This window comes from Gottfriedia luciferensis, assembly GCF_001712755.1.
In the GTDB taxonomy this organism is placed as follows: domain Bacteria; phylum Bacillota; class Bacilli; order Bacillales; family Bacillaceae_G; genus Gottfriedia; species Gottfriedia luciferensis_B.
The window spans coordinates 186,449-202,446 of sequence record NZ_MDKC01000036.1 but is presented as its reverse complement, the minus strand read 5'-3'; the positions used below and the strand labels follow the sequence as shown (position 1 = coordinate 202,446).

Here is a 15,998-nt window from a genome sequence, read left to right as displayed (position 1 = left end):
TGGTCTTGACCTAAAAAAGAAACAAGTACAGCAACTGGTATGCTTTGACATCATATGTGTAACTACTGATAGATCCTAGTTGACTTACATGATAGCAAGAACCGGGTGGAGGGGTTTAGGGATGGCTACTTTATTACAACAACAAGCAAAACTTGAGGTAGAGAAAAAGAGAAATGAATTATATAATTTTTGTAAGCAGTATGGATTTCTTCATTCTAATACCATTCAATGTAGCCAAGAGTTAGATCAGTTAATAAATCAGTTATTTAAAAGCTTTACGGCTTTTAGGGAAGAGCGGTATGAGTACTTAATAATTTAGATACCAATAAACTGATCTTGTAGTACTTGGCACCAATTCGTATTCATACTAACGGTCGAATGTCCTTTATATTTAGAGATTAGATGTAAACTCAACATCATCTCATGTATTGTCAATTACGTACTGCGGACGTGGAGTGTATCTCGCAACTCATTTTAAAAGAAGGCAACTAACCCTTGCGGTTGTTGCCTATTCTTGTTCTTCGAAAGGATTTACAAAGTTGTAATGAATACGTAGATTACCTTCAATGCTACAGGTTATTTTATTCACCAAAGAGTACAAGATTTGAGGAGTTAAATCATCTAGTAATGAAACGTCTTTAAGCTTTTTTCCTAAATCAATTGCATAGTTCTCACTTTCGCACTCTTCAAGCTTTTCTTGATACTCAATCTTGGCTGTTTCGAGTTCAGCTACTTCCTGGTCTATCTGCTTTCTATATTCAACCAGTTCTTCTCGAGATATAATTTGGTCAGCGTACATATCATCAAGGTAATCTCTCTTTCTAGAACGTAATTTATTTGCTTTATTTTTGATTTTTGTTAGTTCGTTTGAAATCGAAACCTTCTTTTGATCCAATCTTTTGTGTAAACTCTTTATAAACTCATCATCTTGAATGGAATGGAATAACTCCTGTAGATCCTCTAGGATAATGTGTTTTAGCTCTTTCTCACGGATAACAACTCTATTTAAACAGAAAGGATCACCGTACTTAATATTACCTCCGCATCTATACACTTTTTGATTTGCCTTGTACCACATTCCTTTTTGGCAATTTTCACAGAACAATACATTAGTGAACAAATGACATTCCTTATCTCCGAATTTGTCCATTTCCACGAATCACGTATTTTGTAGAAGTCAATGCAGGAAGTCCCATTGGTCCCCTTACATGTAGCTTTTGCGTACTGATGCCGATTTCTGCACCAAAGCCGAATTCAAAACCATCAGTAAAGCGAGTCGAAGCATTATGGTAGAGAGCCGCGGCATCTACGGACGTGAAAAACTTGTTCACACTTTCTTCCCTTTCTGTAATAATCGCTTCGGAATGCATGGATCCATAAGTATTGATATGGTTAATAGCTTCTTCAACAGAGGAGACCATTTTAACTGCCAGTGTGAGAGACAAAAATTCAGTTCCCCAGTCTTCTTCTGAAGCAGGTACAATAGAAGAATCGATAGCCAGTGCCTTCTTATCTCCACGTAACTCTACTCCTTTTTCCTTTAAGGAAGAAAAGAGCTCGGTACCAAATCGGTGCGCCCACTCCTCATGAAGTATAATTGTTTCAATTGCATTACATACAGATGGTCGCTGTGTTTTTGCATTTATAATAATATCAAATGCCATCTGTTTATCCGCTGTTTCATCAATGAATATGTGACAATTTCCCGCACCTGTTTCCAATACAGGAACAGACGCTTCTCTAACTACAGTATCTATTAGCTGTTTGCCACCTCTTGGGATAAGAACATCCAAATACTCATTTAATGTAAACAGCTGCTTTGCACTATATCGTGACGTATCTTCAATGAGCTGAACGCTTTCTGGAGGCAAGCTCGTTTTTTTAAGGGCTCGGTGAATGACAGCTACGATGGCTTTGTTAGAATAAGTAGCGGAAGAACTGCCACGCAAGATCACTGCGTTTCCTGTTTTCAAGCAAATTGTGGCCGCATCCACAGTTACATTCGGTCGCGCTTCGTAAATCATCCCGACAACACCTAGTGGCACACGCATTTCTTGAATAGACAATCCATTCGGTCTTTCCCATGTGGTTACACATTCTCCAACAGGATCACGCAAATCAATTAGCTGCCGGATACCCTCTGTCATATCAATAATGCGCTGTTCATTCAGCGTAAGGCGGTCAAGAATAGAAGCGGACATTCCTTTTGCTTTACCTACTTCAATATCTCTTTTGTTCTCCTCCAAAATATAAGGTGTTTCTATTATCAATTGATCCGCAATCGCAGCAAGTGCCTTGTTTTTTTGAACTGTGGATTTTAGAACAAGTTCTCCAGCTATCTTTTTCGCTTTTTGTCCCTTTTCTAATACTTCATTCATCTTCATTTCCCCCTTTTAAAGATTCAAAATATAAAAACTTGAGGCATGTTTAACTTTGATAACTTGGAACGATCATCCAAGACTCTTCTACATAGATATTAGGTGAATCTATCAGATTTAGGACGGAGGATTCCGCCCTCTTTACGTGAACGGATCCTCTTTCTTCTTAAAATGAAACCCAATTATCCCTATGAATGACTTCATAGCTATGTCTTACGCCTTGAGCCTGAATGACGTGACTCTGCATCCCTTTTATATCCTGTAGTTCCTCTGCACTATATCTACATAGACCTTTCCCTATCAAGAGTCCTTGTTGTGTGATGACCTCCACAACTTCGCCCGCTCGAAAGAATCCAGACACATTAGTAACACCAGCAGGAAGAAGACTTTTTCCATGATGAATGATGGCAGAGGCTGCCCCAGCATCTACTTCAATTTGTCCATTAACAAGTGAATGTAGCGCGATCCATTGCTTGTTCATCTTAATCACTTTTTGAGGAGCATTACCGATATACGTTCCATCACCTTTACCCTTCAAAACATCTAAAAACTTCTCCTGTCCACGTCCTGTTCCGATAAATACACTCACTCCAAGAGATAGTGCTGTCTTTGCAGCATCGATTTTTGATCTCATACCGCCAGTCCCAAGTTTTGAGCCCGCATCTTCAGCAAGAGAAGTAATTTCTTCCGTAACCTCAGGGAGGAAATAATACTTTTTCGCGTCCGCATTTTTCTGAGGGTTTTGGTCATATAAGCCGTTCACATCCGTAAAAATCATGAGCATATCCGCCGAAACAAGCCCACTCACTAAAGCTGACAGCATATCATTATCACCAAAAGTCAGCTCCTCTAAAGAAATTGAATCATTTTCATTGATTATTGGAAGAGCGGAACGATTTAGTAGCTCTCCTAAAGTGGCATATGCATTACTGTATTGATCTTTTCTAGAAAAATCACTTCTCGTAAGCAAAAGCTGCGCGGTAACGATACCATATTTACGAAATTCCTCCGTATACGCCTGCATTAACAGACTTTGTCCTACAGCCGCGGCAGCCTGCTTCCCTTTAATTGTTACAGGTCGACTTGGATACCCAAGAGCAGAAAAACCTGCAGCAATTGCCCCAGATGTAACCAGCAACACTTCATGTCCTTCCTGTTTCAATTTCGCCAAAGCAGCAACATGATCAGAAAGCTGTTCCTCAGAGATACCTCCATGATCAACTGCCAAGGAACTGCTTCCAATTTTCACGACAATTCGTTGTTTTTTCACTTTTGTACCTCCTATTCTAAATGCGAATTTTTTGTAAATTAAACTTTTAACATGCTATTTAGCAATAAAGAGCAAAATAAAAATGACCGCTTCGCCCTTAATAAAAAGGACGAAACGGTCATTGTTCCGCGGTACCACCTTAATTGATATAAATATATATATCCGCTTGACACCTATAACGAAGGTATACGCCTAAACTTTCGTTTAAGACTCGGGGATAGGTTCCATACTTTCTATACGAGGAATCTTTCAGCCGGTGAATTCCACTCTCTTTCGCAAGAAGATATATGTACTAGTTCCCTTCGACGATTTTCAATTTGATTTTTATACATTATGCAATATAGTGCGTTTTTATGTCAAGAGGCATTTTTTAAATTAAATTAATTTTCTAAATATCTCTTAGCATAAAGTGAAATTCATGTCTAAACATAAGTTTTTTATATTCATCACGTTGTTAATAGTGATGTATTACTAATCTTCAACATGATTTAAAATTTGATTAGTTAATATATAACAAAGATACTAAATTATTTAGAAATTACGTGTTTCATACAGAATAAAACTGATTTCTAAATTTTTTTATATTGCAAAAAACAATCTACTCTCTTAAAATGTTTTTTTATATTGCATGGGATATTATTAGTTTTTTCAGAATAATAATTTCAAACCGATATAATTTATTTTAGAAGGAGCAAAATTGAGTATGGATAAACAAATTGGATTCATTGGATGCGGAAATATGGGGATAGCTATGATTGGTGGGATGATAACCAAAAATATAGTGCCTCCGGATAAAATAATTTGTTCAGATTTAAACCTTACAAATTTAAAAAATGCTAGTAAAAAATATGGTATAACTACAACTACTGACAACAATGAGGTAGCTAAAAATGCTGACATATTAATTTTATCTATCAAACCAGACCTATACTCATCAATAATTAACGAAATAAACGAACAGATAAAAAACGATGTTATAGTCGTAACTATTGCTGCAGGAAAAAGCATTAAAAGTACTGAGGAAGCTTTTGATAAAAAGTTAAAGGTTGTAAGAGTAATGCCTAATACACCTGCTCTTGTTGGAGAAGGAATGTCTGGGATATGTCCTAATGAAATGGTTACAGAAAAAGATTTAGAGGATATACTGAACATTTTTAATAGTTTTGGCCAAACAGAGATAGTAAACGAAAAATTAATGGATGTTGTAACATCTATAAGTGGTTCTTCGCCAGCATATGTATTTATGTTTATAGAAGCCATGGCAGATGCTGCTGTATTAGATGGTATGCCAAGAAATCAAGCATATAAATTCGCAGCTCAAGCTGTATTAGGCTCAGCAAAAATGGTACTGGAAACGGGAATACATCCAGGTGAATTAAAAGACATGGTTTGTTCTCCAGGTGGAACGACAATAGAAGCTGTAGCAATATTAGAGGAAAAAGGCTTAAGAACAGCTATCATTTCAGCTATAAAGCGTTGTACGCAAAAGTCTGTTGAACTATCCAGTCTCATAAAACATTTGTAAAAAAAAGGCGATTTTTTGTTCAGTTTTGAACGAACACCAACATCTATTGTGTTGTCAATTACAGTCGACACATGTTGAGTGCGTAGCTGAGCTTGTTTTAAAATAAGATACCTTTGCTAAAATCAGAATAGACTTCTGACAAAAGGCACGAACAGGGAGAAGGAAGAAGGGACAATCGTAGTCACCTTAAGCCTTTTCCTTATTTTTTTATCAAGACTTTATTCGAAAAAATTATATTGAAAAAGAAATGCCTTTGTTAACCCACGTATTTTTTCCTTTATTTGAGCAGAAATCATCCCATAAAAAAAATAAAAACAGTTATTGACCTTTGTGTAACAAAAAGGTTTACAGTAAAAATACTAAATCTTCAAAAAAAATTCAACTTGGAGGGAGTATAAAGAAACAGTAGAATTCTTGCAAGAACACATAGGTTGATTTCTTTAAAATAACCACCATGATAGATTGCAGCGCATGGTTCAATAGCAATTTAATTGGCGCGTATATTAATACGTTTATGGACATTAGTAGAGCATAACCGATCTTATACATTTTATGTAAAAATCTATTAATCACACATAATGTTCTAGAAATTGATTTGAGGTTATCCCTCTACAGGCAAGGTAAAAATAACATATTGGAGGTTTATCAAAATGTTAAAGTTGAAAATGTTTATTAATGGTGAATGGATGGATTCATTAAGCGGAGAAAAGAGTCATGCTGTGAATCCTGCAAACGGTAAAATCATGGCAGAGTCACCACGAGGAGGTAGAGAAGAAGCCCAAATGGCAATTAATGCAGCACGAACAGCTTTTGACTCAGGCATTTGGTCAGAATTACCGGCTTCTGAACGTGCATCCTATTTATTTAAAATAGCAGATAAGATTGAAGAAAAAGCAGACGAGCTAAGCAAACTTGAAACAGAGAATATGGGGAAGCCCCTTAAAGAATCAGAGTTTGATATTGCTGATACCGTGAATTGCTTTCGATATTATGCTGGTCTAGTGACTAAGCCAAATGGTCAAACCTATTCTGTTGCCGATCCTGTGCAAGCCATGGTTATTCGGGAACCTGTCGGTGTATGCGGACTTATTGCCCCATGGAATTTTCCATTGTTGACGGGTGCTTGGAAAATAGCCCCTGCGCTTGCTGCGGGAAATACGCTTGTTTTTAAACCAGCTGAAATCACTCCAGTCACCACTTTCAAATTATTTGAGATCATGGAAGAAGTGGGGATACCAGCTGGTGTTGTAAACCTAGTTTTGGGAGGTGGTTCAACAGTAGGAAATGAAATAGCGGAAAACCAAAAGGTAGATCTAATATCTTTTACAGGTAGTACAGCGACGGGTAGAAGCATCATGAATTCTGCAACTGGAAATATTAAAAACATTTCACTCGAGTTAGGCGGCAAGTCACCAAATATTGTTTTTGCAGACGCTGATTTAGAAACAGCCATCGATTATACTCTGAATGGGATTTTTACAAATGCCGGGCAAGTATGTAATGCGGGATCCCGTTTACTGTTAGAAGAGAGCATTCATGATAAGTTTATTGCTAGATTGGTAGAAAGAGCGAAGAAGATTCAGGTTGGCCTTGGGGACGATTCTTCTACCGAAATGGGTCCGCTTGTAAGTGGAGACCATATGAAGACGATACTTGAATATATTCAAGTTGGGGTAGACGAAGGGGCTACATTAGCTTGCGGTGGCAACCGTATTTCTAGTAAAGGACTTGAAAATGGTTACTTCGTTGAGCCAACGATATTTGTTGATACTAAACCTGACATGAGAATTGTTCAGGAAGAAATTTTTGGACCAGTCCTTGTTGTTCAAAAGTTTAAAAGTGAAGAGGAAGCCATCCAACTGGCAAATGATACATCATACGGTCTTGCTGCAGGTGTTTTTTCACAAGATGGCGCAAAAGCTTTGAGGGTTATTAAAAAAGTAAGAGCTGGAATTACTTATGTTAATGCATATAACCTTGCCTATAATGAAGCACCGTGGGGAGGTTACAAGCAGAGCGGGATTGGACGCGGGTTAGGAACTTTTGGTTTGGATACGTTTACTGAGGTAAAACAAATTAATATAAATTTAGAAGTTAAGCCAACTGAATGGTTTAGTCATTAAATAGAGAAAAAAATTCAATTTTAAATTCTGAATATTCTAAAAATGAGGAGGAAATTTATTATGTTATGGGATTTTCATTTTAATCTGCCTACTTCTATAGAGTTTGGGAATGGAAAAGTAAAGAATATTGGGAAAAGAGCTAAAGAATTAGGTGGAACGAAAGCCCTTATTTTTACTGATAAAGGTCTTGCACAAACAGGAATTTTGGAGAAAATCACACAGTCACTAGATCAAGAAGGTGTCAATTATATTGTTTACGATAAAATAGTTCCAAATCCAAAAGATGTAGATTGCGAGAGTGCTTATCAGCAGTTTAAAAACGAGAACATCGATCTTTTAATTGGTCTCGGTGGCGGAAGTTCGATGGATACAGCCAAAGCAATTGGGACACTTCTTACACACGGAGGAGAACTAAGAGAGCGTTACGGCGTAAATTTACTAGAACGGGAAATCCCGCCATTAATTTGTATTCCGACAACTTCAGGTACCGGTAGTGAAGTTACAAGAGGTTCTGTCATTACCGACACCGTGACGAAACAGAAGGAGGCGATACTAGATTTGAAAATCGCTCCTAAACTAGCACTTGTCGACCCTGAATTGACGTTAACATTGCCTAAATCAATTACGGCCGCAACTGGAATGGATGCACTCACACATGCAATCGAAGCTTATACTTGCAAAGTTGCACAACCACTATCAGATGCTTTAGGGCTATATGCCATAGAATTAATAGCAAAATATCTTCCATTAGCAGTAGAAAATGGACACGATTTAGAAGCTAGGAAAAATATGCTTTTGGGCAGTTTAGTTGCAGGACTAGCCTTTGATAACACGGATCTTGGGGCTGTTCATGCGATGGCAGAACCACTTGGAGGACTCTATGATACTCCACATGGTGTAGCGAATTCTATTTTTCTTCCACATGTATTTGAATTTAATATTCCTTCCAATCCAGAAAAGCACGCTATGGTAGCAATCAAACTTGGGGCAAATCCAGAAGGAAAAACAGTGGAAGAAACGGCGTACGAGGGTGTTGCGCTGTTAAAAGAGCTGGCAAATAAAATCGGCATTCCTAGCTTCAGAGATTTAGGAAATGTAAATCCTGAAGACTTCCCTTTCCTAGCGGAAGGAGCCTTTAAACATTTGTGTACTCAAGCCAATTCAAGAGATTTGACAAAAGAAGATTATCTGAACTTATTTCAAAATACTTATGAGGCAAAAACCACCACTTTTATTAAAAATTAATGCGTAATATGAATCGAAGTAAAATGTAAAATCCTCGGTTAAGAAATGGTCATCTGGCAAAAAACATTGCATAACGAAAAAGCGAGAATAAATTTGGAAGGAGGAGCATGAATGGTTAATCGGGATGAAAAGCAGTTTTTAAATTTACCTTTTACAGGCATTTGTACTTTTGGAAAATACCCAATGTGTGTAAACTTGAATGAGCTTGATGCAGATGTGGCGGTCATCGGGGTGCCAAATGACATGGGTACTCAATGGAAATCAGGGTCAAGAATGGGCCCTAGAGGAATTCGCGAAGGCTCTACATTATATAGTTTCGGTCTAGATGGTGCTTATGACATTGAAAACGATATTATGTACCTTGGGCCTGAATGGAAAGTCGTCGATTGCGGTGATGTAGACATGGTACACGGGGATATTATGCAATGCCATGAGAATACAGAAGAAGCCATCCGAAAAATCATTTCAAAAGGTGCTATGCCGGTTGTATTAGGCGGTGATCATTCCATCACAGCAGCAGTTGGAAAAGGATTAGAAGACATAGGTCCGTTTCATGTGATTCAAATTGATGCCCATTTAGACTGGGCAGACCATCGCTCTGGAATGCGATATGGTCACGGAAATTGCATTCGCCGCTTATCAGAGATGGATCATGTTCAGAAAATATTTCAATTTGGCATTCGCGGGATCAGCAGTAGCAAAAAGGAAGACGTCGAAGCAGCAAGATCGTATGGCAGTGTGATCTTATCGCCACGTCAGATGAGAAAGATGGGACTTAAGGAATTGCTGGAGTTAATTCCTGCGGGCGAGAAATATTATGTTACGATTGATATTGACGGAATCGATCCGTCTATAGCACCAGGAACAGGTACGCCATCACCAGGTGGTCTCCTCTACGATGAGGTTAATGAATTGCTTGAAGGGATTGCCAAAAGAGGTGAGGTCATCGGTTTTGATTTAGTAGAAGTTGCCCCGCAATATGATCCTACTGGCATGACTGGGCAAGTAGCAGCCCGTATTGCATTAGACTTACTCAGCTATGTATTAAAGGAAAAAGAGATAAAATTGAATAATAAATATGAAAATGAGAAGAAAGAAATACTTTTTTAAACGGGATTGGTTTCATCACCAAAGGAAAGGTGACAAAGCTATAGCTTAAAGGACAGAGAAGGGTAAAAGCTACCCTTACCTGTCCTTTTTGCATGTGAAAATGGAAGTTCTGTTTAGCTTCACTGAGTAGCAGATGCAAACTTTGCTTTGTTTTATGGACTGCTTCAGTTTGGTAATAAAGTTATGGAATGAAACTTTCACATGGTAGGCATCGAACAAATGACTGTTCTGTCAGCGTCTTAGGAAAATGGTTTGAAATGGTATCCTATGGCGTATGAGGAAAAGATTGTAAATGCCATAAATAAATCTGTTTCCCAGGGTACAAGGTGGACCTTGAATCTTTACTTTCTCATAACCAGTCACATTATCATCGAATTAACGTATCAAGTTGTGCTGTAATTTATTAAACTTTTTCCTGGAACTCTCTAATCCCGAACGCTATTTCATAATGATTAACCACAAATGCTACTGTGAATCATTTTAGCTTGTTTTAGATCCCTAGGGTTCTTTGTTTTAATGAGTAAAAAGTAAAAAGAACTCCATAAATTTTAAAGGAGTCCTTTTAGGTACTAGATTCCTTAAACACAAATGGGAAATCCAGTTTTTTATTATATATAAATCCTTTTCCGACTACATAGTATTATGAATTGACTGGAATATTTTCTTCTTTGCTTTCCCTTAACATAAATTCATCATTCCCATCATCAAAATGTAGATTTCGAAGACGTTGACGGAAGAATTTTGTCATGAAAGCTAAGTATACAAATCCAACTGCCATCCAGCTAATCCCTAAAATTAATGCATTTATATTCAAATAGGACCATAGCCACATGATGAATCCTGCCCCAATTAAAGGAAAAATTAAGTACTGAATAGTCTCCCTGGGAGAGCGCTTACAATTCTTAATATAATAGTGAGCGATTACAGAAAGATTGACAAAAGTAAATGCAATAAGAGCTCCGAAATTTATAAACGTAATCGCTGTATCAAGGCTTAGGACAATCCCCAACATGGTAATTAAACTAACAAAAAGAATATTAGCTGTTGGTGTTCTAAATCGTGGATGTATATATCCAAATATCTTTTTAGGTAAAACAGAATCACGTCCCATTACATATAACACACGAGATACGCTTGTAACAGAGGAAACACCTGAAGTAAAATTACCAATTATCATAACCGTTATAAAAAGAGAGCTAAATAAATTGCCACCAACCATTTTAATGAGCTCTAGCGCCGCAGAGTCAGTGTTTTTGAAGGCATATCCCGGAAAGACAACCTGAGCCAGATAGGAGGAACCAATATAGATTATACCCATAATCACCATCATGACAAAGATTGCTTTTGGGATCGTTTTTTCAGGATTAATGGTTTCCTCGGATAATGTTGTAACAGAATCAAACCCTAGAAAACTGAAACAGAGAATGGAAGCTCCAGCAAGAAGAACAGAAGTTGAAACATTTGATTTAAAGAAAGGTTCAACTGCTAGAAGTGTACCTGTACCCATTCCGTTTAAGACGCTTTTTATCGTTAAGAATGCAAAGACAATAATAAAAAGGATTTGGGCAATCACAAAAATCTTGCTTGTATTTGCTGAAACGCTTATACCAATATAACTAATAATCGTAATGCCGATATTTAAGATGACAATCCAAAGCCAAAATGGAACTTGTGGAAATTGCGATGTTAAAAATACAGCGGACATAAGACAGGTAATCATCGGTGTCAGTAAATAATCTAATAAAATGGTCCAGCCAATCATGAAGCCAGTTTCGGAATTCATCGACCTCTGAGTATAGGTATAAGCTGAGCCTGAAACTGGGTGTGCCTTTGCCATCTTCCCATAGCTTAATGCAGTAAAAACAATCGCCATAAATGCAATTACATACGCACCCGCCAGCACTCCCTTGGAACTATTCGCTGCAATTCCATAAGTGTTAAAAAATACCATCGGATTATTCCATGCTAAACCTAAAAATACAACTTGAAGCAATGTAAGTGACCTTTTAAGCGTTATTTTTTCAGTCAAATTCCATGTCTCCTTTACGAATTTAATAGGGTCTTTTAGCTCTAAATATTGTTCTTTTTCAACTTACAGAGGTCAATGAGGTTATACTTGGAGTTTTCAACTAAACAAAAAAATCTACTTTTAGATCACCACCCTTATTCTGTTGTTCAGATTAATCTGAAAATTATGTATAATCATAGTAAAGCTTTGTGTTACACAAATGTCAATAGAATTTCTTCTAGCATTTTTCTTCTAGTTTAACTCTCGGAAACGGTGGTGTTTTTTTGAAAGAAATGTTAACGATAAGTGAGATAGCCAAGTTAAGAGGAATGACGACAGAGGCCTTGCGTCATTATGACCGAATTGATTTATTTAAACCGAAATTTGTTGATCCCGAAACAGGATACCGATACTACTCCATTTTTCAGTACGAGATCCTCGGGACCATTAAAGAGCTTCGTCAAATTGGGATGAGCACAGATGAAATTAAACAATATTTCAATCAACGAAATTTTAAGAAATCAAGTGAGATTCTTAAAGCCAAACATGCTGAACTTGTTTCGAAATTAAAGGAATTAACCGAAATAGAAGTTAACATCAAAGAAAAAATAGCCTATTTGGACAATATTTCAAGAAAAGAGGCATTTCAAGAGATTATCTTTCGCGAAATAAAGAGTAGAAAGTTAATTACTTTAAATGAAAAAATCAATAGTAATTTGGAACTCTGTTACAGTATTATCCGATTGGAAACTATGCTAACAGAGAAGGCCCCAATTCTCGCCAGTAATCGTTTAGGCATTATTATCGAAGAAGAAGACCTAAAGGATAAACGATTTGAAGAGCCTTCAGTAATATTTGTTGTAGCGAAAAAGGATGAAAAAATACAAAAAAAATATCTAAAAATGATTCCTGAAGGGTTATTTGCATGCATCCGCTATAATGGTGAATTATTAAGGAATCGCAGTAAAAGCTTAAAAAAATTATTTGCATACCTTCATGAAACAGGCTATCTTATAGCTGGTGACGCACTGCAGATCATGGTGGTGGATATTACCGTTACGGATAATCCGAATGAAGTGATGTTCGAAATTCAAGTCCCGGTTAAAAAAGCCTGAAATTTAGTTCTGGCTATACACAATTGAGAGCTGTTCACTACATATAAAAAAAGAGTAATGTAAGAATAGGTAATTTATAAAGGGACTTTCCTGAACTATCCATGTAAAGTGGACAATTAAAAAAGTATTTAATAAGTAGTCTTAGACCTGAATTCTATGGGGCTAAGGCTATTTAATTTCTTTTAAAATTTGTTATTGTCTAGATTCCCCTAAAAATTCTTCAGAATAAACCAAGTTTGTGATTAGAATTTGAAGTGCCTGTACAAATTTTTGTTCGCTAAATGCTGTTGGTACTTTTTGATATAAATCGATCGAACTTGTAAATCGGTACAGCTTTTTTAAGATAATATAGATGAGATTATTTTCGAATAAAAGGGGATATGAAAAAACGGTCTGCTATTTTATATAATCTTCAAACGAGTTTCTTTAGCACTACTGACTACTAATCGTCCCACCATATTAACCATTTTTTTTAAAAATTTTTTACTATAAAACTATTAAAAAAAAAATTTTAGTAATTGTATTTTAATAATTTTTCATTAAGCAAATGAGCTTTATCAAACAAACTAGTTCTTTATTGAGAAACTTCTAAGTGTTAATTACTTAAATTATTTCTAGTTTAAAAGTAATTAAAATAGTATTTAAGTATAATATAACCTATTTTATTTTTGTAATATTCAGAATATAATGCTGTATAAATATCATGTAGTCCAATAAAAGGAGGAACACAATGAAGAAAATTTTGAATGGAATTATGGTGGTAGGTTTAGTCACAGGACTTTTATCTAGTCTAGGACCAAGTAAAATAACAGCGGCTTCTTCACCCCGCAAGTCACAAGTATCAAGCATAAAAAATGTTGCGTTAAATCAACCCGCCAAAGAATTAACTTTAAGCGAAAAACGAAGTCGTATTATGAATAGTCTTAAACTGGCTACACCTCTTCCTTCCAGTAGTAAGATCAATAAACTTAGTAAAGAAAAACAGAAATCGTTTATGATTGAAATTCAACAAAGTAAGAAAGCGTACTTTAATCCTAACAGACTAATCATAAAACTTAAGGCAGGCACAACAAAGTCATTTATTCAACAATCTAATATATTATCAGTTAAAAATGTAGCTACGATCTCAAAAGATACTTATATTGTGCATTTAAAAGGAAATCAAGATGTGAAAGCTTTAATTACAAAACTGAACAGTCAAGCTAATGTTGAATATGCAGAGCCAGATTATTTACGAACTACTTTAACAAACGATACAAATTTTTCTAATTTATGGGGGTTAAAAAATACAGGTCAAACGATTGGTGGCTCGGTAGGTGTTCCTGGAATTGATATTGGTGCTGAAGGTGCATGGGCTAAATCGAAAGGATCCACCTCACTTGTGGTAGCTGTCGTTGATACTGGTTTAGATATTACTCAAGCAGATTTAACTTCAAACATATGGTCAAATTCTGGGGAAGTAGCAAATGATGGAATTGATAATGATAAAAACGGTTATATAGATGATAAAAATGGATGGGATTTTTTTAATTATGATAAATCTGTTTATGATGGCTATTATGATGACTCTTTCCACGCTACTCATGTAGCTGGTACAATTGCAGCTAAAGCGGATAATAATCTAGGTGTAGTTGGAGTAGCTCCAAATATAAAAATTATGCCTCTAAAATTCATTGATTGGTACTATGGCGGATATGATTCAGATGCTATACTAGCTTTTGATTATGCTAAAGCAAAAGGTGTTAAAATTTATAATAATTCTTGGGGAGGAAGCGGTTACTCCCAATCTTTATATGATGCAATTAAAAACAATGGTGGTTTGTTTATATGTGCCGCAGGAAATGATTCATTAGATAATGACTCTTCATCAGGTCGTTCGTATCCTGCTAGCTTTGACTTAACAAATATTTTATCAGTAGCCTCAATTAATAATAAAGGTGGGCTTTCCTCGTTCTCGAACTATGGTAAAACAACTGTTGACTTGGCCGCTCCAGGAGAAAATATATTAAGTGCACTTCCAACTGATTGGGTTGCACAAGGTTATTCTGCTTATGAATATGCATCTGGAACTTCAATGGCAACTCCACATGTTACTGGTGCTGCCGCTCTTATTGCAAGTTTGAACCCTTCTTATTCCGCTACTACTATTAAATCGACACTCATGAGTAGTTTGAAAAAATTAAATTCACTTAATAATATCACAGTTACTGGTGGTCTTTTGAGTGCGAATAATGCATTAATTAGTGATGATGATATTCCAGGAGTAGCGTTATCATCCACTGTATCTGGCTCATTAAACAACTCTACTGATAAAGATGATGTATTTAGGGTAACGCTGAAAAAAGGCGAGAAGATCTCTCTAAATTTAACTGGTGCTACAGGAACAGATTTTGATTTATACCTATATGGGTCTAATGCAACAACAGTAAAAATTAATGAAGATATGGTTGCTCACTCTGAAAAAGCAGGTTCTTCAACTGAAAGTATTACGTATACAGCACCTTCCGCTGGTACTTATTATGTAGACGTTTATTCTTACAGTGGATCAGGTTCTTATACCTTAACAAGTAAACAAGGTGTAACAGCTGGTACTTATGAGAATACTAGCGCAAATATTGAATATGTAGGTAGCTGGTCTACTTCTACAAATAGTAGTGCGTCAGGTGGATCATTTATTATTGGTAATAAATCAGGAACTTTAGCTAATTTGGTGTTTAATGGTACATCTATTAAACTAGTAGCAACAAAAAACAGTTCTCAAGGAATTGTAAGTATTAAAATCGACGGTGGTACAGCATCGGAAGTAAACCTTCACTCGGTTTCATCAGTATATAAATCTGTTGTTTATACAAAAACAGGACTATCTAACGGAAGACATACAATTACTGTTTCTTGTACTGGAAAAGCTGCTTCAGGTGCTCGAAAATCATCTACTCAAGTAAATATTGATAGTTTTATTGTAAATTAATAAAAGCGTCTACTTTTTCTTAGATAGATATAATTATGCGAGGAAGTACCGTAAATATAAAATTTAGGGTCACCATAAATATTATCCCTATTACTCTGGTAATGGGGATTTTTCTGTTTCATTATTTAAACTAAAATCACAAGGTTTCCAATCTATACCTAAAGTAGGAGATAGCGCTAAAAATGGGCTGACGTTGCTAATAAAAAACTAAGGAATTAATGTCGATTACACGGGCTTCAAAAGAATTAGGTGTTTC

11 protein-coding genes and 1 other annotated feature are annotated in these 15,998 nt (G+C 36.2%); of the genes, 7 read left to right on the top strand and 4 right to left on the bottom strand.

Going from position 1 to position 15,998, the window contains the following annotated elements; genetic code table 11:
- The first annotated feature begins 121 nt into the window (after window positions 1–121).
- Complete coding sequence (locus BED47_RS21560; protein ID WP_069035380.1) at window positions 122–319, top strand: aspartyl-phosphate phosphatase Spo0E family protein; 198 nt, start codon at window positions 122–124, stop codon at window positions 317–319.
- Window positions 320–508: 189 nt separating this feature from the next.
- Here the strand turns inward: BED47_RS21560 and BED47_RS21555 are convergent, their stop codons facing one another.
- The 3 genes from BED47_RS21555 to proB all read right to left on the bottom strand — a co-directional run bounded on the left by BED47_RS21555 (window position 509) and on the right by proB (window position 3,648).
- A complete protein-coding gene (locus tag BED47_RS21555; RefSeq protein WP_069035379.1) occupies window positions 509–1,150 on the bottom strand; it encodes a zinc ribbon domain-containing protein in 642 nt (213 codons plus the stop codon).
- Window positions 1,131–2,378 (bottom strand): glutamate-5-semialdehyde dehydrogenase, encoded by a 1,248-nt coding sequence (locus tag BED47_RS21550; RefSeq protein WP_069035378.1) that lies wholly within the window; start codon window positions 2,376–2,378, stop codon window positions 1,131–1,133. Before BED47_RS21550 ends, BED47_RS21555 begins: the two co-directional genes overlap by 20 nt.
- A gap of 166 nt (window positions 2,379–2,544) precedes the next feature.
- Window positions 2,545–3,648, bottom strand: coding sequence for a glutamate 5-kinase (gene proB / locus BED47_RS21545; protein WP_069035377.1), 1,104 nt, complete (start codon window positions 3,646–3,648; stop codon window positions 2,545–2,547).
- Window positions 3,649–3,750: 102 nt separating this feature from the next.
- Window positions 3,751–3,963, bottom strand: a binding site (T-box leader).
- A gap of 388 nt (window positions 3,964–4,351) precedes the next feature.
- On the opposite strand from proB, the gene proC reads away from it, so the two are divergent.
- From proC to speB, 4 genes are all read left to right on the top strand, one after another.
- Window positions 4,352–5,173, top strand: coding sequence for a pyrroline-5-carboxylate reductase (gene proC / locus BED47_RS21540; RefSeq protein ID WP_069035376.1), 822 nt, complete (start codon window positions 4,352–4,354; stop codon window positions 5,171–5,173).
- Between the two features lie 650 nt (window positions 5,174–5,823).
- Window positions 5,824–7,296 (top strand): aldehyde dehydrogenase family protein, encoded by a 1,473-nt coding sequence (locus BED47_RS21535; protein ID WP_069035375.1) that lies wholly within the window; start codon window positions 5,824–5,826, stop codon window positions 7,294–7,296.
- Window positions 7,297–7,338: 42 nt separating this feature from the next.
- Window positions 7,339–8,541, top strand: coding sequence for an iron-containing alcohol dehydrogenase (locus BED47_RS21530; protein ID WP_254664641.1), 1,203 nt, complete (start codon window positions 7,339–7,341; stop codon window positions 8,539–8,541).
- A 111-nt stretch (window positions 8,542–8,652) separates the two neighbouring features.
- Window positions 8,653–9,651, top strand: a complete 999-nt coding sequence (speB, locus tag BED47_RS21525; RefSeq protein ID WP_069035373.1) for an agmatinase — start codon at window positions 8,653–8,655, stop codon at window positions 9,649–9,651.
- Window positions 9,652–10,291: 640 nt separating this feature from the next.
- On the opposite strand, the gene BED47_RS21520 is transcribed toward speB, so the two are convergent.
- Window positions 10,292–11,680, bottom strand: a complete 1,389-nt coding sequence (locus tag BED47_RS21520; protein ID WP_069035372.1) for an APC family permease — start codon at window positions 11,678–11,680, stop codon at window positions 10,292–10,294.
- A gap of 272 nt (window positions 11,681–11,952) precedes the next feature.
- Between BED47_RS21520 and BED47_RS21515 the strand changes: the two genes are divergently transcribed.
- Together BED47_RS21515 and BED47_RS21510 are read left to right on the top strand one after the other, a co-directional pair.
- On the top strand, window positions 11,953–12,774 hold the full coding sequence (locus BED47_RS21515; protein ID WP_254664647.1) for a MerR family transcriptional regulator: 822 nt from the start codon (window positions 11,953–11,955) through the stop codon (window positions 12,772–12,774).
- A 730-nt stretch (window positions 12,775–13,504) separates the two neighbouring features.
- A complete protein-coding gene (locus BED47_RS21510; protein WP_069035370.1) occupies window positions 13,505–15,742 on the top strand; it encodes a S8 family serine peptidase in 2,238 nt (745 codons plus the stop codon).
- Window positions 15,743–15,998: the final 256 nt, after the last annotated feature.

Bases quoted from the DNA above. Each gene is read 5' to 3' on its own strand.
- BED47_RS21560 (WP_069035380.1), top strand. From the start codon at position 122: ATGGCTACTTTATTACAACAACAAGCAAAACTTGAGGTAGAGAAAAAG.
- BED47_RS21555 (WP_069035379.1), bottom strand. From the start codon at position 1,150: ATGGACAAATTCGGAGATAAGGAATGTCATTTGTTCACTAATGTATTG.
- BED47_RS21550 (WP_069035378.1), bottom strand. From the start codon at position 2,378: ATGAATGAAGTATTAGAAAAGGGACAAAAAGCGAAAAAGATAGCTGGA.
- proC (WP_069035376.1), top strand. From the start codon at position 4,352: ATGGATAAACAAATTGGATTCATTGGATGCGGAAATATGGGGATAGCT.
- BED47_RS21535 (WP_069035375.1), top strand. From the start codon at position 5,824: ATGTTAAAGTTGAAAATGTTTATTAATGGTGAATGGATGGATTCATTA.
- BED47_RS21530 (WP_254664641.1), top strand. From the start codon at position 7,339: ATGAGGAGGAAATTTATTATGTTATGGGATTTTCATTTTAATCTGCCT.
- speB (WP_069035373.1), top strand. From the start codon at position 8,653: ATGGTTAATCGGGATGAAAAGCAGTTTTTAAATTTACCTTTTACAGGC.
- BED47_RS21515 (WP_254664647.1), top strand. From the start codon at position 11,953: ATGTTAACGATAAGTGAGATAGCCAAGTTAAGAGGAATGACGACAGAG.
- BED47_RS21510 (WP_069035370.1), top strand. From the start codon at position 13,505: ATGAAGAAAATTTTGAATGGAATTATGGTGGTAGGTTTAGTCACAGGA.